The following is a 24,331-nucleotide window of genomic DNA, read 5'->3' as shown; positions in this document are numbered from 1 at the left end:
CAAAAAGACCCGGAAAACCGGGTCTGTCTCGTTTTGTAAATTATTTCTCCAAAGCCGCCTTGACAAAATCACGGAACAGCGGATGCGGGTTGTTCGGGCGGGATTTGAGTTCCGGGTGAGCCTGCGTGGCCACGAACCACGGATGATCCTTGACCTCAATCATCTCGACGAGACTGTCATCCGGCAGAGTGCCCGCAATGACGAGGCCCTTCTCCGTCAGGGCGCCGCGGTATTCGTTGTTGAATTCAAAGCGATGGCGATGGCGTTCCTGGATGAGGTTCGTGCCATAAGCTTCCTTCGCATGCGTGCCGTTCGTGATCTTGCACGGATACGAGCCCAGGCGCATCGTACCGCCCTTCTTGACGATTCCCTGCTGGGACTCCATCAGCGAAATGACCGGATGCGTCGTCTCCGGATTGAACTCCGTCGAATGCGCATCTTCCATGCCGCAGACGTGACGGGCAAACTCGATGACGGCGCACTGCATGCCGAGGCAGAGGCCGAGGAACGGAATCTTGTGCTCGCGCGCATACTCGATGGCCTTGATCTTGCCTTCAACACCGCGGTCGCCGAAACCGCCCGGCACGAGGATGCCCTTGCAGCCCACGAAAACCTCATCGAGGTCCGTTTCCGGGTCCTCAATGTTCTCGGCATTGACCCAGTGGATCTTGACTGCGGCATCATTGGCGATGGCACCGTGGTGCAGGGCCTCCGTCACCGAGATATAGGCATCGGGCAGCTCGACATACTTGCCGACAACGGCAATCTTGACGCGTTTCTGCGGATGATTGATCTTATAGACCATCTTCTCCCATTCGCTCATGTCAGCAGGACCGTAATCCATATTGAGCTTCTTCAGGGCAAACCGGTCAAGGCCTTCCTTCTGCATCATCAGCGGCACTTCATAGATGGTCGAAGCCGTGCGGTTCTCGATGACCGCTTCCGGCTGGACATCGCAGAACATCGCAATCTTATCCTTCATCTCCTTGGAGATCGTCTTCTCCGTGCGGCAGACGAGGATATCCGGCTGGATACCGATGGCACGCAATTCCTTGACGCTGTGCTGCGTCGGTTTCGTCTTGAGTTCGCCGGCAGCCGAGATGTACGGCAGGAGCGTCACATGGATGTAGAGCGTATCGTTCGGGCCGACTTCCTTCTTGACCTGACGGATGGCCTCGAGGAACGGCTGGCTCTCGATATCGCCGACCGTGCCGCCGATTTCCGTGATGACGACATCCGCACCATCAGCCTTGGCAACATCGTATACCTTCTGCTTGATCTCATTCGTGATGTGCGGGATGACCTGCACCGTGGAGCCGAGGTACTCACCCTTGCGCTCCTTGTTGAGCACGGACCAGTAAACCTTGCCCGTCGTGATGTTGGAATTCTTCGTCAGGTTGATGTCGATGAAACGCTCGTAATGGCCGAGGTCCAAATCCGTTTCCGCGCCATCGTCCGTGACAAATACCTCACCATGCTGATACGGACTCATCGTGCCCGGATCGATGTTGATGTACGGATCGAACTTCTGGATCGTGACCTTGATCCCCCGGCTCTTGAGTAGTCGGCCGAGAGAGGCGGCCGTGATGCCTTTTCCCAGGGAAGAAACGACGCCACCGGTAACGAAAATATACTTTGCCATGGAACTGCCTCCTGTTTCACTCTTTAACACATGCTGACTATTCTAACCCCTTTCCCAAGGGGTGTCAACTCACTCCTGGATGCTCTCGAGCTTCTTTTTGCGGTTGCTGCTGGCACGTGCGGCAGCCTTGCTGGAACCGGAGCTCGTCGAACGGCTGGCATGAGAGCGCTTGACCTCGGGCGGATTCCACTCCGTGAGGCCCCACTGGCCCTCGCCTTCATAATGGAAACGGCTGTCCATATTGATGAGCGTATAAACCTCTGAGATCGCAGCCGAAAGCGACTGGACCGGCTTGCACTTCTTCTCGATGACCTCGAGCACGAGATCCTTGTAATACATCGTCTTGCCTGCCTGCGTCAGGATGTGGTAGGCGACATCGACTTCTGAGCTATTGATGAAATCCATTCTGATGGTTCTCCCTTCTTGATTGGCACGCCTGCAGCTGCCTGCAAATTACATGTGTTCCGGTGCCGAAACGCCGAGGATGCCGAGGCTGTGGCGGATGACATGGGCCGTAACCGTCACGAGGGCCAGGCGGGCCTCTGCAAGATCATGGTCAACGCCCATGATGCGGCACTTATTGTAGAAGCTGTGGAAAAGTGATGCCAGGTCATAGCTGTAACGGGCAATGCGCTGCGGCGCGTAGTCGGCTGCGGCCTTTTCGACTTCTTCCGGATAGCTCTCGATTTTCTTGATGAGGTCAATCTCACTCTCATCCGTCAGCAGGGAAAGCTTCGGCGCCTTGCCGAGCACCAGCTTCGTCTCTTCCGCCTGACGGAAGATGCTGCAGATGCGCGCATGCGCATACTGGATGTAGTAGACCGGATTGTCATTCGACTTCTTCTTGGCGAGATCGAGATCAAAATCGAGCTGGCTGTCGAGCGAGCGCATCAGGAAGAAGTAGCGGGCTGCATCAGTGCCGACTTCTTCCATGAGCTCGTTGAGCGTGACGCTCTGGCCCGTGCGCTTGCTCATCTTGACGAGTTCGCCGCCGCGGTAGAGGCTGACCATCTGCAGCAGCAGGACCGTGAGCTTCTCAGGATCATGGCCAAGCGCCTGCATGGCGGCCTTGACGCGGCAGACATAGCCGTGATGGTCAGCGCCCCAAATATTGATGAGGCGGTCAAACCCGCGTTCATACTTGTTGTGATGGTAGGCAATATCGGCGGCGAGATACGTCGGCACGCCATTGTCGCGGATGACGACGCGGTCCTTGTCATCGCCGTAAGCCGTGGACTTCAGCCAGAGCGCGCCGTCCTTCTCATAGATGTCGCCCTTTTCCTGAAGGATCTCCACGACCTTGCGCACGGCATCGGGATGCAGCGTGCGCTCGCTGAACCAGTTGTCGAACGTCACGTGGAATTTCTCAAGATCTTCCTTGAGGATGGCCAGTTTTTCATGATACGCGAGATCCTTGAAGATGGCCAGTCGCTCTTCCTCGCTCAGCGAAAGGTACTTGTCGCCATCGCGGTCGAGGATGCGCTGAGCCGTATCAATGATGTCCTGCCCGTGGTAACCGTCCTCGGGGAATTCGACATCCTGTCCGAGGAGTTCCAGGTAGCGGGCATTGACGGAGCGGGCCAGATTGTTCATCTGGTTGCCCGCATCGTTGATGTAATACTCGCTCTCCACCGGATAGCCGGCAGCGCGCAGCAAATTGACGAGCGCCGAGCCGGCTGCCGCACCGCGGCCATGGCCAACGTGCAGCAGGCCCGTCGGATTGGCGCTGACATACTCGACCTGGATCTTCGGAGCATCCTTCTTCGGGAGATTGCCAAACGATTCTCCGGCATCGAGGATGGACTGGAAATTATCGTAGAGCACGTTGCCCTTGAGGTAAAAATTCAGGAAGCCAGGACCGGCGATCTGTGTATGATCCAGCCAGTCCCCTGTGATGCGCCCCGCAATCTCCTCGGCAATCTGGCGCGGGTTCTTGTGGAACACGCGTGCCGACTGCATGGCAAAGTTGGTGGCGAAATCGCCGAACTCCTTCTGCGGCGGCACCTCCAGCACGACCTGCGGCAGCTCGCCTGCCGGGAATACGCCCTCGGCCACAGCGGCCTTTGCGGCCTCTTCAATGGCCTTTGTCAGTATCTCTTTGATCTCCAAGAAATTTTCCTCCTATCCGACGTTTGCCAGATTTCGTACCATCGATCCCAGTAACTGGCAAGCTGGAATCGAATCCATTCTATCTATCCTAAATGTTTCCTTTATTTATCCTGTTTGTTCCTGTCTTCTTCGACCTCGATGTGCAGCCGGTTGCTGCTCTGAAAGGCACCATTGACAAAAAGGTCATAGCGGATATCCACGATTCCCTCGGCTTCCCCGTCCTCATAGTGAACGGACAGTTCCTCGGTGCGCACGGCCAGGTCGATATTCCCATACGGGGTGCGGTACGTGCTGCGTTTCTCCGTGCCGCGCTCGAAACGCTGCTCCTGTTCCACGCTGCCGTGCCGCAGAAGCGTCATGGCTTCCTGCCCGATCTTCAAGACAGTCGGTGTTTTGGTACCCTGCTGCAGGTCTTCATCATCGTAAAGCACATAATGCTTGTCCCGATGAAAATAATGACGTCCCTTCGCCACGGTCAGGATTTCATCTTCCCTGCCCTCCGCATCGCGAAAGGAGCCCTTGACCCGCACTACGACCGGATTCTGCTCACTCATCCAGCTGCCTCCTTGAAATTACACTGTATATTATTATATCTCAACGGACGGGCCTTGCCAACAAAAATTTTAGGGAAAGAAGCGCGGGCAAAAGCCCGTCTCCCTTCCCTTTTCTACGGATATTTTCACGCCATGCGGCTGAGGATCCTGCGCGCCACGTAGACACCGCTGGCCGCTGCCTGCGAAAGGCCGCGCGTCACGCCGGCGCCGTCACCGATGGCAAAGACGTTCTTGAGCTTCGTCTCAAGTTCCTTCGAGAGGACGACGCGGGAGCTGTAGAACTTGACCTCGACGCCGTAGAGCAGCGTATCGTCATTCGTCATGCCCGGTGCGACGTAATTGAGCGCCTGAATCATCTCGATAATGTTGTCGAGATGACGCTTCGGCAGAACAAGCGAGAGATCGCCCGGCGTCGCTGCGAGCGTCGGCTTCGTGAAACTCTTGCTCATGCGGTGCGCATTCGTGCGGCGTCCCTTGATGAGATCGCCGTAACGCTGCACGATGATGCCGCCGCCGAGCATGTTCGAGAACGACGCGATGCGCTTGCCATACTGATGCGGCGCCTTGAATGGTTCCGTGAAGTGATTCGAGACGAGCAGCGCAAAGTTCGTGTTGTGGCTCTGCAGCTTCGGGTCGCTGTACGAGTGGCCGTTGACCGTCACGATGCCGTCGGTGTTCTCCATGACGACGTGGCCGTGCGGGTTCATGCAGAACGTGCGCACAAAATCGCCGTACTGCTTCGTGCGGTACAGGAGCTTGGCCTCGTAGACCTGGCTCGTGATATCGTTCCAGACCTCATCGGGCACTTCGACGCGGACGCCGACATCGACGCGGTTGTTCTCCTGCTCGACGCCAAGGCGGTCGCATTCATCCGAGAACCATTCCGAACCGGCACGGCCCGGTGCGACGACGAGATACGCGGCTGCAATCGTCTCGCCGTTCTCAAGTTCCAGGCGGTTATCCCCCTGCCCGTCTGATTCGATATGCGCGACCGGGCATTCAAAGCGGAACTCCACCTTGTCCTTGAGATATTCATATGTGCGTTCCAGCATGCGGAGGTTGTTCTCCGTGCCAAGATGGCGCACGCTGGCGCTCAGAAGGTGCAGATCATGCTGCAGCGCCAGGCGGCCGATGTCTGAGCCCTTCGTCGAGTAGACCTGTGCGGGTGCACCATGCTTCATGTTGATCTTGTCAACATACTCAATGAGATCCATGACTTCATCGTCCGGCAGATACTCGTTGAGCCAGCCGCCGAACTTCGTCGTGAAGTTGTATTTGCCATCGGAGAACGCACCGGCGCCGCCGAAGCCGCGCATGATGCTGCACGGCTTGCAGCCGATGCAGCTCTTGACCTTGCCTGCCGAAATCGGGCAGACGCGGTGATAGATATCCTTGCCGCTCTCAAGCACCAGCACGCGCAGATCCGGCTTCTTCTCCACAAGCTCATAGGCCGTCATCACACCGGCCGGACCGCCGCCCACCACTGCCACATCATACCGTTCCATAGGAAATCCTCCATTCATCATTCTCAACCTTTCAGCCTTATTGAAATCGCAATAATCAGAAAAGGAGTCCCATTCCTTTATCTGCCGCGCCCGAAGCAGCGCACAGCAAAAGAGCGCAGACTCCTTTGGCCCCGTTCAAGGCCATCTCCTGCGTTCAAACCTTATGTATTATAAGGGAATGAGCTTACAAATGCAAGTCTTTTTTAGAAAAAATTTATAGATTTTGTTCACTATGCCATATTTTTATGCATACCATATAAATAAGTATTGCATTCTCCCTCTTTTCTCCCCTATAATTGAACTATTCATGTAAACATGATAACAAAAGGAGGATTTACCTTGACACATGATCTTGCAATCATCAACACCTTTGTATTGTACATTGGTTTCATGATGGCGATTGGCGTCTACTACTACCGGCGCACGCGCAATATGAGCGATTACTTCCTCGGCAACCGTAAACTCGGTGCCTGGGTCACCTCGCTCTCGGCTGAAGCATCGGATATGAGCGGCTGGATGCTCATGGGCGTACCGGGCTTCGCGTATCTTTCCGGCCTCAACGCCGGCTGGATTGCCGTCGGCATCGCCATCGGCACCTGGGCCAACTGGCATTTCGTCGCAGCGCGCCTGCGCAAATACACGGAGCTTGCCAACAATTCCCTGACCCTGCCGGAATTCCTGCAGAACCGCTATCATGACAAATCGGGCCTGCTGCGCATCATTCCCGCCATCTTCATCCTGATTTTCTTCGTCATCTACACGTCCTCGGGCTTCGTATCGGCCGGCCGCCTCTTCGAGACGGTCTTTGGCATCCCTTACGAATACGCCATCTTCATCGGCGCCGGCTCCGTCGTCTTCTATACGCTCGTCGGCGGCTTCCTGGCCGTCTCGCGCACCGACTTCATCCAGGGCGTCATGATGTTCTTCGCCATCCTCGTCGTGCCGATCTGCGGCGCCATGCAGTGCGGCGGCTTTGAAGCCACCGTCAGTGCCATCCAGAATGTGCAGGCCTCCATGCTCGAGCCTCTGACCAAGGCCGACGGCTCCACGCTCGGTTTCATCGAGCTCATTTCCCTTCTGGCCTGGGGTATCGGCTACTTCGGCCAACCGCACATCCTCGTGCGCTTCATGGCCATCCGCACGTCCAAAGAAGTCAAGCAGGCAACGCATATCGCCATGACCTGGGTCATCCTGTCCCTGGCAGCAGCCGTCGCCGTTGGCATGGTCGGCCGCGTCTACCTCACGACGCCGCTTGAAGGTCCGGCCTCGGAAACGGTCTTCCTCGTCATGACGAATGAACTCTTCCCGCCAATTGCGACGGGCCTCATCCTCTCGGCTGTTCTCGCAGCCATCATGAGCACGGCCTCCTCGCAGCTGCTCGTCGCAGCTTCGGCCTTCGCACAGGACTTCTATCGCACCTGGCTGCGCAAGGATGCCGAACAGACCGAGCTCGTCTGGATTTCCCGCGCCAGCGTCCTCGTCATCGCGAGCCTCGCCATCTTCCTCGGACTCAATCCGAACAACTTCATCCTCGACATGGTTTCCTACGCCTGGGCCGGCTTCGGCGCCGCCTTCGGCCCGGCTCTGCTCATGAGCCTCTTCTGGAAGCGCACGACGCGCAACGGCGTGCTCGCCGGCATCGTCGTCGGCGGCCTCACGGTCCTCATCTGGAAGCAGTTCGCCTTCTTCGGACTCTATGAGATCGTACCGGGCTTCCTGTTCTCCGCAGCTGCCATCTGGATTGTCAGCCGCTGTGGGGAAGAACCCGACCGTGCCATCCTCGAGACTTTCGAGAAAGTCAATCACAGCAACATCTAAAATGATTCTCCAAGCTGCCGCCCCAAACGGCAGCTTTTTTATTACAAAAAAGCAATTGCTCCAACCATCCTGCAGTACCATCACCTTGTATTTTCGCAAGGAACAGCCGGCAGGCCGGGCTGGGCAAAAGCGGAGCGTTGTCGCGCTGCGTGAAGAATCGATTTTTTCCCTGCCAGAACCCTGTCAAAAGAGCGTCGTTCAAGCAAAGCGCGTTTCGTTCTTTTGGCAGGATACATTGAAAGGGAAAAAATCGATTTAGCAGCCCGACTTCGCGAAGTGTTGCCCGGCCCGGCCCTGCCCTCTGTCCCTGCAAAAGAGCAATACGCCGAAGCTGATATATCTCACTGTCTGAAATCAAATCATTGCACGGCAAAAATCCGCTGCCCAAATGACAGCGGATTTTAATCTGTATTCACATGTATGACGGCTCAAAGATAACGCAGCCAGACGTACACATTCGAGATCAGGATCGTCAGGATCATGACGGGGAATGCGATTTTCATAAAGCCCAGGAACGAAATCTGCTTGCCACGCTGGGCAGCCATCGAAGCCACCACCACGTTGGCGCTTGCACCGATCAGCGTACCATTGCCGCCGAGGCAGGCACCGAGCGACAGCGACCACCAGATCGGGTCGAGATTCGTGATACCCATCTGGCCCATATCCTGGATCAGCGGGATCAGCGTCGCGACAAACGGGATGTTATCGATGAACGCCGAAGCAAAGGCACTCATCCAGAGCACGAGCATGGCCGTCGCATTGACGCTGCCGCTCGTCAGCTGCATGGCCTCTGCGGCCAGCATCTTGATGACGCCCGTCTCAACCAAAGCGCCGACCAGGATGAAAAGGCCGGCGAAGAAGAAGATAGCCAGCCATTCCACCTTGGAAAGCACCTTGGCGATCATGCTCTCATTGCGCGTATACGTGATGAGCAGCAGCAGGCCCGCACCCGAGAGTGCCGCCGTAGCCGTCTGCAGTCCCAGTTTGTCGTGGCAGACGAACAGGCTGATCGTAATGAAGATGACAAAGAGGCATTTCTTCAGGAGCTGCGGATTGGCAATCTGGCTTTTGGCATTGAGGCGCATGACGCGCTCCTGCAGATCCGGCTGTGTACGCAGCTCGCGCCCGTAAATGGCAATGAGCACCAGCTCCACCACGAAGAAAATCAGGATGCAGATACCCGTCAGGTTATTGACGAAATCCATGAAGTTCAGGCCGACGGCGCTGCCGATCATGATGTTCGGCGGGTCGCCAATGAGCGTGGCCGTGCCGCCGATATTGGACGCCAGGATCTGCGAGATCAGATACGGCTTGACATCGACCTTGAGCTGTGACGTGATGCTGAAGGTGATCGGCACGGTCAGAAGCACCGTCGTGACATTGTCGAGCAGGGCCGAGCAGACCATTGTCAGAGCGGAAAGGGCAATGAGCAGGGCGATTGGCCGTGCCTTGACCTTTTTTGCCGACCAGATGGCCAGAAAATTGAAGAGTCCCGTCTCACTCGTGATGTTCACGATGATCATCATGCCCATGAGCAGGCCCAGTGTGTTGAAATCAATATGGCGTATGGCCGTATCCTGATCGATGATGCCGCAAAGGATCATCAGCATGGCACCGCAAATCCCCACAATCGTGCGGTGTACTTTTTCCGAGATGATCAGTGCATAGGCAATCACGAAAATCGTGATGGCCAGAGTGGTTGAGCTAACCAATGGATTCCACTTCCTTCTCTCTTACTGCTTATACTTCGGTGTCAGGACGATGCTTTCCCCATCGCGCTTGATCTTGAACGTATACGACTTGACGCCGGCGCGGAAGAGCTCCATCTTGAGCTGCAGCAGCGCGCGTCCCAGTTCATCCGTGAGCTGCGGCGTAAAGCCGGCACGGGTCAGTTCAGCCGGAACCGGCTGCTCAGCCTCCTGCTGACGCTTCTTCTTCGCCGTCTGCTCCGCACGCACGAAATGATCTTCGATGGACATGTCCTCCACGTAATCCTTGAACATATCCTTATCCGTCAAGTTCTTTGGTATTTTCGTCATCTTCAGCCCCTCTTTCCTCTGAATCCTCTCTACCTCACTTGGCGCTGACCTTTGCCCAGCTGTCGCGCAGCCCGACCACACGGTTGAATACGAGGTGATCCGGCGTCGTATCGGGATCAACCACGAAGTAGCCGACGCGCAGGAACTGATAGTGCGTTCCCGCCGCCGTGAGCTTGACCGAAGGCTCTACCAGAGCATGCTCAATGACCTGCAGCGAGTCCTTGTTGAGTGCCGCAATGAAATCCTTCGGCACATTGCCGTTTTCATCCGTTTCAATGAGGTAATCGTAGAGGCGTACCTCGGCGTCGAGAGCCGTCTTCTCAGCAACCCAGTGGATTGTGCCCTTGATCTTGCGGCCGGCTGTCCTGCCGCCCGTCTTGGATTCAAGATCCGCCGTGCAGCGAAGCTCCGTGATATTGCCCTGCTCATCCTTTACGACTTCCTCACATTTGATGATGTAGGCATGCTTGAGACGTACCTCTCCACCCGGCTTCAGGCGGAAGTATTTCTTGGGCGGCTCCTCCATGAAGTCTTCCTGCTCGATGTAGATCGTGCGGGAGAACGGCACGAAGCGGTGGCCGCCGTGCACGGGGTTGTTGTCCGCCAGCAGCCACTCTTCCTTGTCTTCCGGATAGTTCGTGATGACGACCTTCAACGGGTGCAGCACGGCCATGACGCGGTCGGCATTCTCGTTGAGATCCGCGCGGACCTCGTGCTCGAGCATTGCGACGTCGACGATGCTGTCGGCCTTGGCGACGCCGATTTCCCTGCAGAAGTTGCGGATGGAAGCCGGCGTGTAGCCGCGGCGGCGCAGGCCTGAGATGGTCGGCATGCGCGGATCGTCCCAGCCGCGCACATAGCCCTCTTCGACGAGCTGGCGCAGCTTGCGCTTGCTCGTGACCGTGTTCGTGAGATTCAGGCGGGCAAACTCGATCTGGCGCGGACGCGTATTTGGATCGAAGCCGAGGGAATCGAGCAGCCAGTCGTAGAACGGACGATGCTCCTCAAACTCCAGCGTGCAGACGGAATGCGTGATGCCCTCGATGGCATCGGAGAGCGGATGTGCGAAATCGTACATCGGATAGATGCACCACTTGTCGCCCGTGCGATGATGATGCGCATGGGCAATGCGGTAAATGACCGTATCGCGCATGACGAGATTCGGCGAAGCCATGTCGATCTTGGCGCGCAGGACCTTTTCGCCGTCGGCGAATTCACCGGCCTTCATGCGTGCAAAGAGATCGAGGTTTTCCTCGACGCTGCGGCTGCGGTACGGGCTCTCCTTGCCCGGCTCCGTCAGCGTGCCGCGATACGCCTTGATCTCCTCAGCCGAAAGATCGTCGACATAAGCCAGGCCCTTCTTGATGAGCGTTACCGCAAAGTCATAGAGCTTGTCAAAGTAGTCCGATGCGTAGAATTTGCGGTTGCCCCAGCTGAAGCCGAGCCAGCGGATATCCTCCTGGATGGAATCAACGTATTCCGTATCTTCCTTCGTCGGATTCGTATCATCAAAACGCAGGTTGCAAAGGCCGTGATTGTACTCGGCAAGACCGAAATTCAAGCAAATGGATTTGGCATGGCCGATGTGAAGATAGCCATTCGGTTCGGGTGGGAAACGCGTATGGATGCCTTCCGTATACTTGCCATTCTTGAGATCTTCCTCGATCATGTTCTGGATGAAGTTGGAAGCCATGGTGATCTTTTCTGCCATCTGATATCTCTCCTCGTCTCTCTATTCCTGTCCAAACGTCCAGTCAGGAACTCAGATTCCCGCTGAATCCTCTTCTTTACATCGTTTCTCCACATACGTGCGCAGGCGTGCCACGCCCTCTTCCATGCCCGGCTGATCCGGCAGGTACCTGATGATGCGTTCAATGTAGCCCCGCTTGACGATTTCCCGCAGCGTCCAGTTGAAGTAAATGTCGTAGACCCAGAGCAGACGCACGAGCTTGCGGTCGCCATGCGTGCGCAGCTTGCGGTAATCCGCCTGCCGTCCGGCCTTGAAATCCTCGATGAAATCCGGGCTGACAAGCTGACTGGCATCGGATGCGATGAACTTCGGCGCCTTTTCCGCACCATCCGGCGTCAAGAACGGCGACAGGACACGATAAATATCGAGCTTATCGGCATCGCGGATGATCTGGGCAAAGACAAGATGGCGCCGGTCCGCCACCGGGCCGATTTCCTTTTTATTGTGGCGTGAAATCGCGAACCGCACGAGCTCCTCATCCTCGGGGGCCAGCTTCTTCATGAAGTCAAGCTCCGACAGGACCTTGAGCCCAAGATCCGCGTGATCTTCCGACTCGGCATCATTGAAGGTCTTGTAGAGGCTGTACTGGCGAAAGCGCCCCACATCATGAAAAAGACCCATGATTTCCGCCAGGGCAACATCATGCGCAGAAAGGTGCAGATGTTTTGCCAGGGCGATGGCATGGGTGGTTACGTACCCCGTATGGATTTCCTTGATGCGGATTCCCTGCATCACTTCTTCGTCATCGGTATGGAACGATTTCATATAGGCATCCATCCAGGCATGCATTTCTTTGAGCAATTCCTGCATCGTATGTTCCTTCCCTTCCAGGCAATCGTCACCTCGTGACTAATGCTTACATTATACTACGAACCATGTTTTGACGCAATTCCATCTATTTAACGCCGCTGTGCTTCACCTCGTCCTCCACAAGGATACCAAGGTTCCGCAAATCGTCACGGATGGCCGCCAGAGTCTCCTCGTCGGGGATGCGGACGGTATGCATGTGGATGCCGCCCGTCACGACCAGCAGCGGATTGGCCTGGCACTTCTTCATCTTCGTCAGGAAGCGACGGATATCGCGGCGGCTCTCAAGCAGGAGATCGCCGCGAATTGCCCCGTAAACAGGATGTTCGACGATGACATCAAGCACGGCACCGCCATTGTCGACGATGGCCTGAAGCTCTGGCTCCATGCCGGCCGCATCATGACGGCAGACAAGCGTCGCCAGCATCGCCGCCCCCTCACCGGACTCCGGCAGGATATACCCGCGCGGCGTGGCAAAGATCTGTGCGCCCTGCGCCCGCAGGATACTGATATCGCCGACAATGATCTGGCGGCTGACCTCAAGTTCCCGGGCCAGCTTGGTCCCGGTCAGCGGCTGCTTTGCTTTCCTGAGCCGTGCCAAGAGCAGGCGGCGCCGTTCTTCCGTATGCACGAATACCACTCCCCCATAAACCAGCAAAACAAAAAAAGCTGCCTCACGGCAGCTATGCGTACAAAATGGTGGGCGATAACAGGATCGAACTGCTGACATCTTGCTTGTAAGGCAAGCGCTCTCCCAGCTGAGCTAATCGCCCGAATGGTGACGCCAATGGGATTCGAACCCAGGAACCCGCCGTGAAAGGGCGGTGTCTTAACCGCTTGACGATGGAGCCATTGGCTCCTCGAGCAGGATTCGAACCTGCGACAGCCTGATTAACAGTCAGGTGCTCTACCGGCTGAGCTATCGAGGAATATCAGATACTCGCGTATCGACTTGTATTATTATACTGGATAATCGAGAGGATTGCAAGCCTTTTTTTCCAGGAATGTGAGATTACGATTCCTATATCACGGTCTGGGTCGGGCTCGCCGCTTCGTTACATGCTGCTGAGCCAGTATCTCTTCACGCATTGATGCACATGCACTTCTTCAAAAGACAAGCCCGCAGCAAAAGTCCCATGCTGCGGGCTTGTTCAGTAAATACAAGAAATCAAAGTGTCACACCATCTTTGAAGATGGCCAGTTCATGCTTGTCCAAGGCCTCGGATTTCGTATGGCACGTTCCTGAAGCCACATTCAAAATGAATTGCAGGAATTCCTCGGACAAAGCTTCCATGCTCTCGCCGCTCAGGAGTCTGCCGGCATTGAAATCAATCCAGTCCGCTTTAAACGAGGCCAGACGGCTGTTGCTCGCAATCTTGAGCGTGGGGACCGGACAGGAAAACGGCGTGCCGCGTCCTGTCGTAAAAAGCACCATCTGCGCACCGGAAGCGGCCAGCGCATTCGAAGAAACAAGATCATTTCCAGGTGCCTGCAAAAGCGACAGGCCCTTTTCTTTTACGGGTTCGCCATAAAGCAGCACATCTTCCACGGGAGCGATGCCGCCTTTTTGTACACAGCCCAGAGACTTATCCTCCAGAGTCGTGATGCCGCCTGCCTTATTGCCTGGTGACGGATTCTCATTGATTTTCTCGCCGTGTTTCTGGAAATACGTCTTGAACCCGTTGATGAGGCGCACGGTCTTCCGGAACACCGCTTCATTCCTGCAGCGGTTCATCAGCAAGGTTTCCGCACCGAACATTTCCGGCACTTCGGTCAGCAGAGCCGTGCCGCCCGCTGCCGTGACACGATTGACAACGGACCCGACCAGGGGATTGGCCGTCAGGCCGGAAAATCCATCGGAGCCGCCGCATTTTACGCCGATGCACAATTTCGCCAACGGTTGCGTCGTCCGTTTCGTTTCAGCCGCATGAGCCGCCAATTCCCTTACCAGGCGCACACCTTCTTCCACTTCGTCTTCTGCTTCCTGACAAATGAGGAACTTGATTCCCGCTTCGTCCACACCGGTGAGCATCTGGCGCATCGCGTCCATCTTGTTGTTTTCACAACCGAGCCCCAAAAGCAATACCCCGCCCGCATTGGGATTATGTGCCAGTCCTGCCAGGAACTTCTGCGTATAGCACAAATCATCGCCCAGCTGCGAACAGCCGTAAGGATGGCTGTAGGCGTAAATCCCATCCACATGCGGACCGACAAAAGCCTGAGCCCGTTTCTCAATCTCCCGCGCTATCGCATTGACGCAGCCGACGGTCGGGATAATCCATACTTCATTGCGGATTCCGACACGGCCATCGCGGCGCTCATAGCCCTGGAAGGTATGAACCCGGTCCTCTGCCGGCTGCCATGCCGGTGCCTTCTGCGGTTCATAGCGATACTCCAGCAGGTCTCCCAACTTGCTTTTGACATTGTGCGTATGCATCCACTCGCCCGGCTGAACCGCCACGGTCGCCTGCCCGATGGGAAAACCGTACTTGATGACATCTTCACCTGCTGCTATCGGCACAATGGCCATTTTATGACCAGCAGGGATATCTTGCCGCACCACGATGTTTTTCCCCGCTGACGCAACCGTCTCACCTTGTTTCAAGGCAGAAACAGCCACTGCCACATTATCCGCAGGATGAATCCTGATCAGCTGTTCCATCTCATTCCTCTTTTCCCAAAGATTCAATGTAAGCTTTTGCACCATATGTCCGGATCTTCTGGAAGTGATCCTGCACGGCTGCCGCAAAGCCCGGAATGGCCGTGAGGTCCTCCCCCCACCAGTCTGCGGATTTCAGGATATGATCGACGTATTCTGCATCCGGCAGGGCTGCCCAGGCGGCAATCTGCTCCAGCTTATCCGCATCATCATGGATCTCATACACCTGTTCACCGCGATGGCCAAGCAGGCAGCCATCGCCCCGTTCCGTCGCATGATAAAAGACCAGGAGTGCCGCCATGGAATACGTGAGCCATTTCGGCAGCTTTCCTGTGGCAGCCAGACTGTCTTTCAACGTGGGCAGGACCCGCGTACGCCACTTGGAAATGGAATTCAGGGCGATGGACAGCAGAGCATGATGAACGAAAGGATTCTCAAAGCGCTCAAAGACAGCATCGGCAAATGCCTTTGCCTTCTCCTGCGGCAGATGGACAGTCGGCACGATCTCCCCGTAGACAGACTGGTTCAGCTGGCGGCGTATGGAAGGATCCTTCATGCAATCACCAACATAATCAAAACCTGCCAGATAAGCTCCCAGGACCATGGACGTATGCGCACCATTCAGGATCCGGACCTTCTGTTCCTTGAATTTGGCGATATCCGCCGTAAATTCTACCGGGAAATCCGGTGCATTGAGCGGCAGTTTGTCTTTGAGCTGCGGGTCCCCAATCACCCAGAGCGCAAATGGCTCACACTGAGTCATGAGCGCATCGTGATACCCCAGTTCTCCCTCGTAGGCAGCGGCCTCTGACTTCGGATACCCCGCCACAATACGGTCAACCAGGGTATCCGCAAATGTGCAGGCAGTATCCAGCCAGGACGAAAAGCCTGATTCGAGCTGCCAGTGCTCCGCATATTTCTTCACGCAGGCTTTGAGCGCGGCACCATTGTGATCGATGAGTTCCACCGGCAGCATGATGAGCCCTTTATCGGCTGCACCATGGAAATACTGGTAGCGCGCAAACAGGAATTTCGTCAGTTTTCCCGGAAAAGACTGCGGCGGCGCATCTTCAAACCGGTCCGCTTCACGAAAGACAATGCCGGCCTCCGTCGTATTGGAGATGACAAATTCCAGCGTATCAAGTTCGGCCAGCTGCATATAGGCTTTTTCATCCTCATGAGCGGCAATGATGCGTTCCAGGCAAGTGACGACCCGGTTCTCCTTGTACGGCTTGCCCGCCCGCTGACCGCGCAGGCAGACGGTATAAAGATTGTCCTGCGTCAGGAAACGCGCATTTACCTGTTTTGCCCGCGGCATGACCACGGCTATGCCGGCATCAAAGCCCTGCTCCTCATTGGCACGGTCGATTGCATAATCGACAAAGGCACGCAGGAAATTTCCTTCACCGAACTGCAGCACCTTGATGGGATGCTCTGACCGATGGTAAATATCTTGGATATTCTTCATTCTCGACTCTCCCCTGGCAGGATTCATTCCGGATCCGCAAAATGAATGACGACTTTGAGCATCTTCGAGGCATTTTCGGAGAAATCGCGGAAGGCCTTGGCGGCATCCGCCATCTCATAAACATTGGTCACGACTTTCTCGACATCTGCTTTGCCAGCTTTCACCAGATCGATGAGGTCCAGGAAATCCTGTTTCAAGGCATTGCGGGAACCAAAGACATTCAATTCTTTTTTCTGCAGAAGCGTAAAATCAAAGTCTGCATTCTTCTTGCCGACGCCGATCTGGACAAAACGTCCGCCATAGGCTGCCGCATCAATGCAACTGAGGAAGGTAGACGGAAGGCCGACTGCCTCAATGGTCACATCAAAGCCTTTGCCTGCCGTGATTTCCTGTACGGCCTGCTTGAAGTGCTCCGGACTGTCATTCAGGATCGTGCCGGCGAGGTTAAAGCTCTTCTGTGCATAAGCCAGCTTCTCCGGTGCGATATCCGCGATATAGACTTCTGCACCAGCTGCTTTTGCGGAAGCAGCGGCCAAGACGCCAATCGTGCCCGCGCCGACAACCAGGACTTTCTCACCCGGCTTGATGTGCGCGCGCCCGGCGCCATGGTAACTGATGCAGAACGGCTCGATGAGTGCCAGCTGTTTCGGCGAAAGGCCCTTGCCGTCATAGATTCTCTCAATCGGCATCGTGATGTATTCCATGAAAGCACCATCACGCTGCGCGCCCATCGTCTCGTTGTGTTCGCAGCAGTTCAGGAGTCCGCGCTCGCAGGAATAGCACTTCCCGCAGTTAAAATACGGATTGCAGGTAACAATCATGCCCTTCTTGAGCCCACGGTCATTTTCTCCGATTTCCATGATTTGCGCCGAAAATTCATGACCCGGGATACGCGGATAAGAAGCATAGGCAAACGTGCCGCGATACGTTCCCAGATCACTGCCGCAAATGCCTCCATATAGGATTTTCAAAAGCGCCTCACCTTTTTTCGGCACGGGCTTTTCCGTCTCAAAAATTTCCACTTCTCCAGGCTGATTGATACGAATTGCTTTCATGAAAAATCCTCCTCTTATTTTCACCCTTACGAGTGAATCAGTAAAAATGGACAGTCTAAACTTCACGACGGCATTTACGCCAAAGTGTCACACGGCTGATTCCCAATTTCGCACACGTTTCCTCTGGCGTATACTGCTCCAGCATGCGGTCGATAACCGCAATCTCAATTTCTTTGAGTGACAATCCCAAAGGAATTTCTATCGTATTCTTGTTATTGCTCATACGGCTTCCATCCATCAGTTCATCCAGATGGATGCGGCTGCCGTAACCGTCAGCATAGCAGGCAAAAACCTCTGCCATATTGCGCAGCTCGCGTATATTGCCCGGCCATGCGTAATTCATCAGGCGATTTTTTAATCTTTTATCAAACCAGGAAGAAAATTCTATCTTGGGCGCAAATTGATGAAAATAATACTGCATGAGCATCATGATATCTTCTCTGCGCTCGCGCAACGGCGGTATGTTGATTTTCAGCACATTGACGCGATAATAGAGATCCTCACGGAATTTTCCTTCATCTACCATATCACGCAGATTCTTATTCGTAGCACATATCACGCGGATATCAAGCGGGATGATCTTGTCATCCCCGACGCGCATGATTTCATGCTCCTGCAGGACGCGCAGGAGGCGTCCCTGTATGTTCAGGGGGAGTTCGGCAATCTCATCCAGGAATATCGTGCCACCATCTGCCAGTTCAAATAGCCCTTTCTTGCCGGAACGTCTGGCACCGGTAAATGCACCTTCCACGTAACCAAACAATTCACTTTCAATCAGATTGGGCGGTATGGATGCACAGTTGACCGAAACAAACGGCTTGCGGCTTCTCTGGCTGGCATTGTGAATGCTCTGTGCCATACCTTCCTTGCCCGTTCCCGTCTCTCCTGTAATCAGTACATTTGCCTCCGTCTGTGCGAATGACTCAGCTAAAGCGAGCAATTTCTTGACCCGGGGCGAAACGGTCAATATGTCTGAAAAATGCTTTTTGGCATAAAGACCTTTTTGATACATCGAAGTGCGTATCTTCTGTTCTGATTTGGCTATGCTGCCAGTTTCATGAAAAACGAGCACGGTATTCTCATGCTGATCCCTCATACCTATGGGAATCATGCGGAAAAGAGCTGTATTTTCGCCAATGGTAATCAGCTGCTCTCCAGTGTAGTCCTTGATATATGGTTCCATTTGCTTCGGCAGATTACGCAGGATATTCCCCTGAAACAAGCGATTGGCTTCCTCGTTGAAAAAGAGCGGATGCTTGTTTTCATCCAGGACCGCAATCCCCTCCTGGATATTTTGCACAACGGCCTGCAGCTGCTCCAGCTGCAACGCTTCCTTTTTCTTGGCATCCCGGATTTTCACCGCATCGTTGATGGCCTTCTCAATGGAGGATTCGCTGGAATCCACATAGGAATTGAGCATGCCATTTTCTTCTGCTACACGGATGGCATAGCGGCAGCCGGCAATCCCATCCACCGTCTTGCCAATGACCAGGCTCCTGACCGTTGCCTCAATTTCCTCATAGGTCCGGCACGGACGCACGAAAATATCCGTATCCGCCAGAGAAAAATTCTGCGGCGTATCAAAGAGGATATTGTCGCGCATGACAATGGCAATGCGATGACAATCCTTACTGCTCAGGTAAGCAACAGCCGTGAGAATGTCATTGAAGGACGTCGTAACCTCGACCACCGTTTTTCCCGAGATTTTCTTGATTTCCTCAGCCACACCACCGCGGCTGATGATTACGAGCGCTTCCGGATGCGATTCTATCTCCGCACACGCCGATTTGTCATCGGTTACCAGAACGGGTATGGAAAGGCCTTTTCTGCGAATGATTTTTCTTGCCTTGCGTCCGACCTCTTCAGTCGGCGCAGCAAATAGAATGAGTGACATATGCTTCCTCCTGCAACGATTGAATCAATTGCTTTAATTATATAGCAAATTGATTACGCCCGTACTGAATACAGGGAAAATCGTCAAGAGAAGCAGGCATACAAGGAGCAGGAGGTAAAATGGCACGGCTTCACGGATAAAGGCGCTCATCTTACACTTGGTAACACCGCAGGTAACGAACATCAGCGTGCCCATTGGCGGCGAGAGAGCGCCAATTGCCAGGTTAAAGATGAACATGATGGCAAACTGGTACTCATTGATGCCAAAATGCGTTGCAATAGGAGCAAGCAGCGGCACGAGGATAATCATAGCCGCATTGCCTTCCAGGAACATGCCGACAAAGAGCAGGAAAATGTTCACGACCAGGAGGAACATTTCCGGGCTCTGCAGGAACGTGATCATCATCTGTGCGAGTTCCTGCGGGATACGCTCTTTCGTCAGGATCCAGGCAAAGGTGGACGCAGCACCAATGATGATCATGATGGAAGCCGACGTCGTGATGGTTTCTTTGATGCCCGTCACGATATCCGCAATGCGCATCTCCCGGTAAACGAGGCCAAGGAACAGGGAGTACACAATGGCAACAGCACCGGCTTCGGTCGGCGTGAAAAGACCGATGCGGATACCGCCGATGATGATGATGGGCAGGCAGAGCGGCAGGAAGGCTGCCTTTAAAGCACTCCAGAATTCGCCTGCCGTCGCATGGTGTTCGCGCATTGGCTTGTACCCGCGCTTATGCGAAATCACGGATACGAGCATCATCATGGCCACGCAGAGCAGCAGGCCCGGTCCAATGCCGCCCATGAAGAGCTTGCCGATGGACAGATTGCCGATGGAACCGTAAATGATCATGGCAATTCCCGGCGGAATGAGCGGCGTGATGATGGCGGAAGTAGCCGTGACGACCGAAGAGAACTCCAGGGAGAAGCCGCGCTTCTGCATCTCCGGAACAATCATCTTCGCTTCCATCGCTGCATCGGCAAGGTTCGACCCCGAAAGTCCGCCCATCAGGGTACTGAGGAGAATGGCCACCTGTGCAAGACCGCCGCTGAAGGTTCCCAGCAGGACTTCACAGAAATTCATGATGCGTTTAGTAACGCCTGTATAGTTCATGAAGACGCCGGCACAGACGAAAAATGGAATGGCCAGCAACGGAATGCTTTCTGTTCCTGCAATGACGCGCTGCACAAAGATCTGTCCGGGAATATTCGGCGACAACAGGAAATACATGACACCGCCGGAAAGAACGGAAAGGAAAACCGGTACTTTCAAGAACAAAAGGACTAACAGTACAATAGTCGAGATTGCAATACTGCTTTCCATCAGTCATGCACCTCCTTGAATTTTTTGATAATCACACGCGTATAGTTATACATCATCAGGATACAGCCGACCGGAACCACCAGATAGATGACCGCGTTGGGAATATGAAGGATATTCGTGCTGCGTCCCATCTGCACCATCGAATAGACAATGACATCACTGTAATAGAAGAAGAACAGCAGGATGCCCATCGAGATGACATAGCCGCCAAGCTCAATCCAACGCGCTATTTTTTTCGGCAGGCGTTCCACCACGATCTCAATAGCCACATGGCTGCCTGTCCGGAAGGCTGCACCGACGCCCAAAAAGGTAATCCAAACAAAGCAGGCCAGCTGGACCTCTTCTTCCCAGGCGAACGGGCTTCCCAGAAAATATCGTGCAAAAACACCGAAAAACGTTACAAATACCAAAACCGTCAGGGCAATTCCTGCAATAAAAAAGTCCAGATTGTTGATAATGGATCTGCCAAGATTTTTTTGCTCTTCCATAATTTCACCAGTCTCCCTAAAAACATACACAAACATTCAAGAAGCAAGGCGGAAGGACTCCATTTCCTCGGGCCTTCCGCCTGCCATAGAATCAGGGATTATTGCATAGCTGCTTTTACCGTATCATAGAGATTCGGCGACCAGTCTTTGAAGTCTGGGAGCGAGTAGAATTTCTTGCTTGCAGCACGGAATTCATCAAGTACAGCCTGAGACGGCTCAACTACCGTTACGCCTTCTGCCTTGAATTTCTCCAGGACATCCTGTTCTGCCTTTTTCTGAAGCTCGTTGTTGTAAAGGCCGGCTTCTTCGCAGGTGGAAACCAGCATATCCTGCTGTTCCTTGGTCAGGCTGGTCCAGAATTTTTCACCACAGACAAGGGTCGTAAAGTTTTTAACATGACCATCGAGAATCAAATACTTTGCCACTTCCTGGAATTTACCGTTATACAGAACCGGCAGCGGATTTTCTACACCATCAATGGTGCCCTGCTGCAGAGCCGTGTAAACATCACCAAGAGCCATCGGCGTCGGTACGGCACCAAGAACTTCAAAGCCCTTAACCTGGATTTCGTTGTTCGGGACACGGATCTTCATGCCTTTGAGATCCGCCAGAGAATTGACCGGTTTCTTCGTCAAAAGGTGACGATCGCCATAAACCCAGTTCGAAGCAATGATCTTCAGGCCATTGTCTTCCAGCTCTTTGCTTTCCTTTGCATACCAGTCGCTCTTCGTGAGCTTCCAGCACTGATCCCAGTTATCAAACAGGAACGGGCCAAAGACGATACCGAAGTCCTTGACGCCACGGTCTGCGTAGAAGGCACCGTCTGCCAGTGTTACAACCGGCTGTCCGGCAATCATCTGATCAATCAGATCATTTTTATTGCCCAGCTGACTGGAAGGATATGCCTCAATCTGCATGGTACCATTGCTTTTTTCTTCCAGAAGCTCTTTCCACTTGTTAATGCCCTGATCGAACGGTTCACCCGGATTGTTCTCATAACCAACCTGGATAACGATTTTTCCGTCTTTCGTCCCAGCTGCCTGCTGTTGTCCGCCACACCCAGTCAACAGGCATGCTGACAATACCATCGTCGCCAGCGCCAACAAAGTTTTCTTCATGCCAAAGCACTCCTTTCAAAAGACCCTCTTTAGTTGGGGTGATTTGCTTACCCCATTCTTCCTTTTACTCTATATAATAGCAATATGCATGCCAATTTATTCTGAATACGTAAAATTTTTTCAACATATCTGTGATAAGTTGCTTAATTGTCTTGATTTTTATAGCTTCAAATTGTAACAACAGGATTAAAATTTATTTTTGATTGTTATAAAATTATTCCGATTTTTGAGAGTATACTGCTGTTTTCTCGATATTTTTGCTCCATTTGTTTCATTACGAAATGCATAATATTACTTTATGAAATAAATTCAGCAAAAAAAGAACTGCACTGTGCAGCTCCTCTGACAATGCAGTTCTTCTATGAACAGACTTATTATTTTCTTGCTTCGGCTACGGCTTGTACAAAGCGCTGTGCCATGGCCGTCACACCATCGTAATCTCCTGTTTTCGCAGCACCGGTCAGGCTGCTGCCGGCAGATATGGCGATGCAGCCAGCATGAAGCCAAGCTGCTACGTTATCAACACTGACACCGCCGGAAGGCATCAGAGGGGCCTGCGGCAACGGACCGTGGATATCCTTGATCATCTTGGGCCCAACAATGTCACCGGGAAACACCTTGACAATATCCGCGCCCGCTTTCAGGGCATCAACGGCGCCGCCCGGCGTCATGACACCCGGACAGGAAACCACACGGTAAAGATTGCAGAGACGCACGGTTTCTTCATCAAAGGCCGGAGAGACGATGAACTTTGCCCCTTCCACCATGGCCAGGCGAGCAGTCGTCGCTTCAAGGACCGTGCCCGCACCGATCACAACCTCGGGATCTCCTTTATATTCTTCGACCAGCGTACGGATGGCTTCCTGTGCTCTCGGCGTTGTGAACGCCAGCTCAATCGCCTTTACACCACCCTTTATGCAGGCCTCAGCCGTACGGATGCCGTCTTCCATGGTCTTTCCGCGTACAACGGCAATGATACCCTGTTTCTTTAATTTGGCCATCACTTCAAATTTGTCCATCATGAATCCCTCCTGCTCTGATTTTCTGCCATAAAAGTCTGCAGCTGCGTTCTTGTTGGCAGGCCTTCATTATCGCCTGGTGACATGACTGCCAGGGCGCCAATGGCAGCTCCACGTTCTGCCGCCCGCGCAAGGCCCTGATGTTCCAGGAGTGCGCTGATAACGCCTACAGCAAAGCCATCACCCGCTCCAACCGTATCCACGACTTTGGCAACATGGAAGCCGGGAGATACGAAAGCCTCCTGACCAGCTTCCTTTACGAGAGAGCCCCTGGCTCCCAACTTAACGATGACGGCTTTGGCACCTTGTGCCAGATAGAAATCCGCAATCTGTTCCGGGTCGGAGGTCCCTGCCAGCTGTTTTCCTTCCGAAATTCCCGGCAAAACGAGATCCGCCTTCGCAGCCATTTCATTGAGCACGCGTACCATCTCCGCCCGATCCGGCCAAAGTGCCGGACGGATATTGGGGTCAAACGAAACATATACCCCCCGTTCTCGTGCCATCTCCATCAGGCGCATGGCCGCCGCGCGGCAGCTTGCAGAAAGAGCCGGCGGGATGCCCGTCACATGTACATGGCGCACACCTTCCCAGTCAAGCTTCTCCAGGTCTTCCGGCGCAAAATGAGAGAAGGCGGTTCCCTGCCGGAAGTTGACCACTTCCGGGTCGCCCGTTTCCACTTTGGCTTTCAGCTGCATCCCCGTCAGGAATGTATCATCCTGCAGGATATACTGCGGATCGATACCGTTGGCCTGCAGAAAGTCAATGATATGCGCACCGAACGGGTCTTTCCCCACGCGCGATACGTAAGCAACCGAATGCTCCAGCCGGGCCAGGCCGACAGAAACATTCACTTCCGCACCACACACATAGCGCGTAAAATGTGTCACGTCCTTCAGCGGCCGTGCTTCTTCCGCCGCCATCAAGCCCATGGGTTCACCAAATGTCAAGACTTCATGCATACACTCACACTCCCTGTATTCACAAATTTGGTTCCTGCCTGTTTAATATGCATAAATCGTGCCATTTTATATAAAAAATGCAGCCATCCATCAGGATGACTGCAAATGCATGAGCGTTACGATT

20 protein-coding genes and 3 tRNA genes are annotated in these 24,331 nt (G+C 54.1%); 1 reads left to right on the top strand and 22 read right to left on the bottom strand.

Annotation, left to right across the window (positions count from 1 at the left end; genetic code table 11):
• Positions 1 to 40: 40 nt before the first annotated feature.
• From DWX75_RS06695 to DWX75_RS06675, 5 genes are all read right to left on the bottom strand, one after another.
• Entirely contained in the window at positions 41 to 1,642 is a 1,602-nt protein-coding gene (locus tag DWX75_RS06695; protein WP_118015564.1) for a CTP synthase, read from the bottom strand.
• 69 nt (positions 1,643 to 1,711) lie between these two features.
• Positions 1,712 to 2,047 carry a DNA-directed RNA polymerase subunit delta gene (gene rpoE, locus DWX75_RS06690; RefSeq protein WP_118015563.1) on the bottom strand — a complete coding sequence of 112 codons (336 nt, stop codon included), beginning with the start codon at positions 2,045 to 2,047 and terminating at the stop codon, positions 1,712 to 1,714.
• Positions 2,048 to 2,095: 48 nt separating this feature from the next.
• Positions 2,096 to 3,751: an arginine--tRNA ligase gene (gene argS / locus DWX75_RS06685; protein WP_118015562.1), complete on the bottom strand. Its 1,656-nt coding sequence runs from the start codon at positions 3,749 to 3,751 to the stop codon at positions 2,096 to 2,098.
• Positions 3,752 to 3,852: 101 nt separating this feature from the next.
• Positions 3,853 to 4,305, bottom strand: a complete 453-nt coding sequence (locus tag DWX75_RS06680; RefSeq protein WP_118015561.1) for a DUF1934 domain-containing protein — start codon at positions 4,303 to 4,305, stop codon at positions 3,853 to 3,855.
• 125 nt (positions 4,306 to 4,430) lie between these two features.
• A complete protein-coding gene (locus tag DWX75_RS06675; protein ID WP_199497539.1) occupies positions 4,431 to 5,810 on the bottom strand; it encodes an NAD(P)/FAD-dependent oxidoreductase in 1,380 nt (459 codons plus the stop codon).
• A 339-nt stretch (positions 5,811 to 6,149) separates the two neighbouring features.
• Between DWX75_RS06675 and putP the strand changes: the two genes are divergently transcribed.
• Complete coding sequence (gene putP / locus DWX75_RS06670; RefSeq protein WP_369974337.1) at positions 6,150 to 7,628, top strand: sodium/proline symporter PutP; 1,479 nt, start codon at positions 6,150 to 6,152, stop codon at positions 7,626 to 7,628.
• Positions 7,629 to 8,056: 428 nt separating this feature from the next.
• On the opposite strand, the gene DWX75_RS06660 is transcribed toward putP, so the two are convergent.
• The 17 genes from DWX75_RS06660 to DWX75_RS06580 all read right to left on the bottom strand — a co-directional run bounded on the left by DWX75_RS06660 (position 8,057) and on the right by DWX75_RS06580 (position 24,207).
• Positions 8,057 to 9,340: an ArsB/NhaD family transporter gene (locus tag DWX75_RS06660; RefSeq protein ID WP_118015558.1), complete on the bottom strand. Its 1,284-nt coding sequence runs from the start codon at positions 9,338 to 9,340 to the stop codon at positions 8,057 to 8,059.
• Between the two features lie 21 nt (positions 9,341 to 9,361).
• Positions 9,362 to 9,667: a hypothetical protein gene (locus DWX75_RS06655; RefSeq protein WP_118015557.1), complete on the bottom strand. Its 306-nt coding sequence runs from the start codon at positions 9,665 to 9,667 to the stop codon at positions 9,362 to 9,364.
• A 34-nt stretch (positions 9,668 to 9,701) separates the two neighbouring features.
• Complete coding sequence (locus tag DWX75_RS06650; protein ID WP_118015556.1) at positions 9,702 to 11,378, bottom strand: glutamine--tRNA ligase/YqeY domain fusion protein; 1,677 nt, start codon at positions 11,376 to 11,378, stop codon at positions 9,702 to 9,704.
• Positions 11,379 to 11,429: 51 nt separating this feature from the next.
• Complete coding sequence (locus tag DWX75_RS06645; RefSeq protein WP_118015555.1) at positions 11,430 to 12,227, bottom strand: HD domain-containing protein; 798 nt, start codon at positions 12,225 to 12,227, stop codon at positions 11,430 to 11,432.
• 85 nt (positions 12,228 to 12,312) lie between these two features.
• Positions 12,313 to 12,855 carry a transcription repressor NadR gene (locus tag DWX75_RS06640; protein ID WP_118015554.1) on the bottom strand — a complete coding sequence of 181 codons (543 nt, stop codon included), beginning with the start codon at positions 12,853 to 12,855 and terminating at the stop codon, positions 12,313 to 12,315.
• A gap of 66 nt (positions 12,856 to 12,921) precedes the next feature.
• A tRNA-Val gene (locus DWX75_RS06635) sits at positions 12,922 to 12,997 on the bottom strand.
• 3 nt (positions 12,998 to 13,000) lie between these two features.
• Positions 13,001 to 13,075: transfer RNA gene (locus DWX75_RS06630), tRNA-Glu, on the bottom strand.
• A gap of 2 nt (positions 13,076 to 13,077) precedes the next feature.
• Positions 13,078 to 13,153: transfer RNA gene (locus DWX75_RS06625), tRNA-Asn, on the bottom strand.
• A 239-nt stretch (positions 13,154 to 13,392) separates the two neighbouring features.
• Positions 13,393 to 14,886, bottom strand: a complete 1,494-nt coding sequence (locus DWX75_RS06620) for a UxaA family hydrolase (protein WP_118015553.1) — start codon at positions 14,884 to 14,886, stop codon at positions 13,393 to 13,395.
• Position 14,887: 1 nt separating this feature from the next.
• On the bottom strand, positions 14,888 to 16,351 hold the full coding sequence (locus tag DWX75_RS06615; RefSeq protein WP_118015552.1) for a tagaturonate reductase: 1,464 nt from the start codon (positions 16,349 to 16,351) through the stop codon (positions 14,888 to 14,890).
• 23 nt (positions 16,352 to 16,374) lie between these two features.
• Positions 16,375 to 17,406 (bottom strand): zinc-binding alcohol dehydrogenase family protein, encoded by a 1,032-nt coding sequence (locus DWX75_RS06610; RefSeq protein WP_118015551.1) that lies wholly within the window; start codon positions 17,404 to 17,406, stop codon positions 16,375 to 16,377.
• Positions 17,407 to 17,461: 55 nt separating this feature from the next.
• Positions 17,462 to 19,300: a sigma 54-interacting transcriptional regulator gene (locus DWX75_RS06605; RefSeq protein WP_118015550.1), complete on the bottom strand. Its 1,839-nt coding sequence runs from the start codon at positions 19,298 to 19,300 to the stop codon at positions 17,462 to 17,464.
• Positions 19,301 to 19,333: 33 nt separating this feature from the next.
• Complete coding sequence (locus DWX75_RS06600) at positions 19,334 to 20,623, bottom strand: TRAP transporter large permease (protein ID WP_118015549.1); 1,290 nt, start codon at positions 20,621 to 20,623, stop codon at positions 19,334 to 19,336.
• Positions 20,623 to 21,111, bottom strand: coding sequence for a TRAP transporter small permease (locus tag DWX75_RS06595; protein ID WP_118015548.1), 489 nt, complete (start codon positions 21,109 to 21,111; stop codon positions 20,623 to 20,625). Before DWX75_RS06595 ends, DWX75_RS06600 begins: the two co-directional genes overlap by 1 nt.
• 98 nt (positions 21,112 to 21,209) lie before the next feature.
• Complete coding sequence (locus DWX75_RS06590; RefSeq protein ID WP_118015547.1) at positions 21,210 to 22,229, bottom strand: C4-dicarboxylate TRAP transporter substrate-binding protein; 1,020 nt, start codon at positions 22,227 to 22,229, stop codon at positions 21,210 to 21,212.
• Positions 22,230 to 22,603: 374 nt separating this feature from the next.
• Positions 22,604 to 23,248, bottom strand: a complete 645-nt coding sequence (locus tag DWX75_RS06585; RefSeq protein ID WP_118015546.1) for a bifunctional 2-keto-4-hydroxyglutarate aldolase/2-keto-3-deoxy-6-phosphogluconate aldolase — start codon at positions 23,246 to 23,248, stop codon at positions 22,604 to 22,606.
• On the bottom strand, positions 23,248 to 24,207 hold the full coding sequence (locus DWX75_RS06580; RefSeq protein ID WP_118015545.1) for a sugar kinase: 960 nt from the start codon (positions 24,205 to 24,207) through the stop codon (positions 23,248 to 23,250). Before DWX75_RS06580 ends, DWX75_RS06585 begins: the two co-directional genes overlap by 1 nt.
• Between the last annotated feature and the right edge of the window lie 124 nt (positions 24,208 to 24,331).

Source organism: Mitsuokella sp. AF21-1AC (assembly GCF_003458855.1).
Taxonomy (GTDB): Bacteria; Bacillota; Negativicutes; order Selenomonadales; family Selenomonadaceae; genus Mitsuokella.
Note: the sequence above shows the minus strand (reverse complement) of the source record. Positions and strands in the feature narration are given on the sequence as shown.

What these genes read in the sequence shown, in the direction of transcription:
- DWX75_RS06610 (WP_118015551.1), bottom strand. Translation starts at nt 17,406, where the DNA reads ATGAAAGCAATTCGTATCAATCAGCCTGGAGAAGTGGAAATTTTTGAG.
- DWX75_RS06620 (WP_118015553.1), bottom strand. Translation starts at nt 14,886, where the DNA reads ATGGAACAGCTGATCAGGATTCATCCTGCGGATAATGTGGCAGTGGCT.
- DWX75_RS06655 (WP_118015557.1), bottom strand. Translation starts at nt 9,667, where the DNA reads ATGACGAAAATACCAAAGAACTTGACGGATAAGGATATGTTCAAGGAT.
- DWX75_RS06590 (WP_118015547.1), bottom strand. Translation starts at nt 22,229, where the DNA reads ATGAAGAAAACTTTGTTGGCGCTGGCGACGATGGTATTGTCAGCATGC.
- DWX75_RS06595 (WP_118015548.1), bottom strand. Translation starts at nt 21,111, where the DNA reads ATGGAAGAGCAAAAAAATCTTGGCAGATCCATTATCAACAATCTGGAC.
- DWX75_RS06600 (WP_118015549.1), bottom strand. Translation starts at nt 20,623, where the DNA reads ATGGAAAGCAGTATTGCAATCTCGACTATTGTACTGTTAGTCCTTTTG.
- DWX75_RS06675 (WP_199497539.1), bottom strand. Translation starts at nt 5,810, where the DNA reads ATGGAACGGTATGATGTGGCAGTGGTGGGCGGCGGTCCGGCCGGTGTG.
- DWX75_RS06580 (WP_118015545.1), bottom strand. Translation starts at nt 24,207, where the DNA reads ATGCATGAAGTCTTGACATTTGGTGAACCCATGGGCTTGATGGCGGCG.
- DWX75_RS06615 (WP_118015552.1), bottom strand. Translation starts at nt 16,351, where the DNA reads ATGAAGAATATCCAAGATATTTACCATCGGTCAGAGCATCCCATCAAG.
- DWX75_RS06645 (WP_118015555.1), bottom strand. Translation starts at nt 12,227, where the DNA reads ATGCAGGAATTGCTCAAAGAAATGCATGCCTGGATGGATGCCTATATG.
- DWX75_RS06680 (WP_118015561.1), bottom strand. Translation starts at nt 4,305, where the DNA reads ATGAGTGAGCAGAATCCGGTCGTAGTGCGGGTCAAGGGCTCCTTTCGC.
- DWX75_RS06650 (WP_118015556.1), bottom strand. Translation starts at nt 11,378, where the DNA reads ATGGCAGAAAAGATCACCATGGCTTCCAACTTCATCCAGAACATGATC.
- rpoE (WP_118015563.1), bottom strand. Translation starts at nt 2,047, where the DNA reads ATGGATTTCATCAATAGCTCAGAAGTCGATGTCGCCTACCACATCCTG.
- DWX75_RS06695 (WP_118015564.1), bottom strand. Translation starts at nt 1,642, where the DNA reads ATGGCAAAGTATATTTTCGTTACCGGTGGCGTCGTTTCTTCCCTGGGA.
- DWX75_RS06585 (WP_118015546.1), bottom strand. Translation starts at nt 23,248, where the DNA reads ATGGACAAATTTGAAGTGATGGCCAAATTAAAGAAACAGGGTATCATT.
- DWX75_RS06605 (WP_118015550.1), bottom strand. Translation starts at nt 19,300, where the DNA reads ATGTCACTCATTCTATTTGCTGCGCCGACTGAAGAGGTCGGACGCAAG.